Source organism: Pseudoalteromonas sp. MER144-MNA-CIBAN-0113, from assembly GCF_040308965.1.
Classification (GTDB): Bacteria; Pseudomonadota; Gammaproteobacteria; order Enterobacterales; family Alteromonadaceae; genus Pseudoalteromonas; species Pseudoalteromonas tetraodonis.
In genome coordinates, this window is the sequence record NZ_JBEOOG010000160.1 from 1 (window position 1) to 1562 (window position 1562).

General features: G+C 37.4%; 1 protein-coding gene and 2 pseudogenes. 1 reads left to right on the top strand and 2 read right to left on the bottom strand.

Features of this window, described 5'->3' with window-relative positions:
• Window positions 1–75 precede the first annotated feature (75 nt).
• Window positions 76–216 (bottom strand): annotated as a pseudogene (locus tag AAEY57_RS19130) (Mobile element protein); the annotation flags it as partial.
• 102 nt (window positions 217–318) lie between these two features.
• Here AAEY57_RS19130 and AAEY57_RS19135 point away from each other — a divergent pair.
• Window positions 319–518: pseudogene (locus tag AAEY57_RS19135) on the top strand (PQQ-dependent sugar dehydrogenase); the annotation flags it as partial.
• 193 nt (window positions 519–711) lie between these two features.
• Here the strand turns inward: AAEY57_RS19135 and AAEY57_RS19140 are convergent.
• A complete protein-coding gene (locus tag AAEY57_RS19140; protein ID WP_192542909.1) occupies window positions 712–1338 on the bottom strand; it encodes a plasmid pRiA4b ORF-3 family protein in 627 nt (208 codons plus the stop codon).
• Window positions 1339–1562 lie beyond the last annotated feature (224 nt).

Sequence of the window (1562 nt, forward strand, 5' to 3'; positions counted from 1 at the left end):
GTCAGCCTGAGCCAGACATAGAACAATTATTGCCTTGGAATATCAATATCTAGGTGATGATCACCGGACGTTTACAACCCAACCTCTACGGTGCTCGTATGAATGTCCTGTAAAGTGGTCTTCGCCACATAAAAATGCACGCCGAACGCAACGTGAAATACAGTGATAGTATTTTGTATCTGCCAAACTTACTTGACGTTTTCTTGCAGTAGCCATTTTTCACCCAGTTTGATTTTCATACTAATTAAACGTTAGTAAAAAATTGGCGAAATACAAATTTTATGATGGGTGTCTTTTTTATTGTTTTTTATTGCTGTACTGCAAAAGCATGTGCTACTCACCACTTTAGTCGACAAAAAAATCTACAGCGTTAATTTAGCTAACGGTGAATTTACCCAGACTCATATATTCCCTGAGGTTACTGGACGTTTGCGGGATGTATTTGTTACTGCCAAGGGCAATATCGCAGTGTTAACCGATGGCAAGAAGCTAAGTTACTGCTAATAACGCCAAAATGATTAGCTTGGCTAGGTCGTTCAACACAACTGTATCGAAATACTCGAGGAGCTTTCTATATGATTATCAGATCTTGTTTTTGCTGTTTGAGCGAAAATCAAAATGAAAGACCTGATCCTATTGGTTTTTGCTTCCTGCACATGATGCATGGTGTCGGAACTGGAGGTTAGAGACCTCCGGTTACCCGATTAGATTTTATTCATTATAGGATTGATTAAAAGCAACACACCATCTCTTGTATGGGTCTGAAAATTTAACTGATTTTCGATTAAATTTTTCAGAGTCAAATGGCCAATAGTTTTTAGCATGCCCTTTTAGCCACTCTACAGTATTTGAATACTCTTCATGTGTTGGGGTATTTATAATCTCAAGTAAATCTTGATACCCCCATAGACCACCACAATCTTCGGGTGGGCATGCCCTTTCTCCAGCTATACAGCGGGGGTATTGATTACTTTCTTCAGCAAGCAATATACCAATAAGCTTTACTTCATGGTTCCAGCTATCTCCAAAATCATAATTGTAACTAATATAATTACCAACAGTTGAAAAGTATTTCTTTAGGGAAATATCCCAATCAGCAATTACGCTGTCATCAAGCTCTGATTCAGGTAAACCTATATTTTTTCCGCCTGTAGGTCCTTTTTTGTTTGGAATAAACTCATGTAAATGATAGTCCAACCAGCCAAATGCGTCTTGAATTGCAACATGCAGCTCCCAAAAGTTGTAATTATCAGGAACGTCAACTTCTCTCCAGATCTGAGGTTCAATACCAATTAGAGAAATTTTAAAACGATATATTTTGTTATTAGTATATTTCATTCAAATACCAAATGGTTGCTGAAAAAATCTAAAAGCGTATTACCAAGGATACCAATAAACACTCGCTAGTGATTACCCTAACCTACGTAACTGCAATGAATTATAACGGTATAAATAAACAGTATTCAAACTGAAAAAGTGTATATCTATCACGGCTAGCGCATTTTAATCCCAGATTCTAACAGGGTTGAGCGATAATCATCGTCTAGCCCTGCCATTTTCTT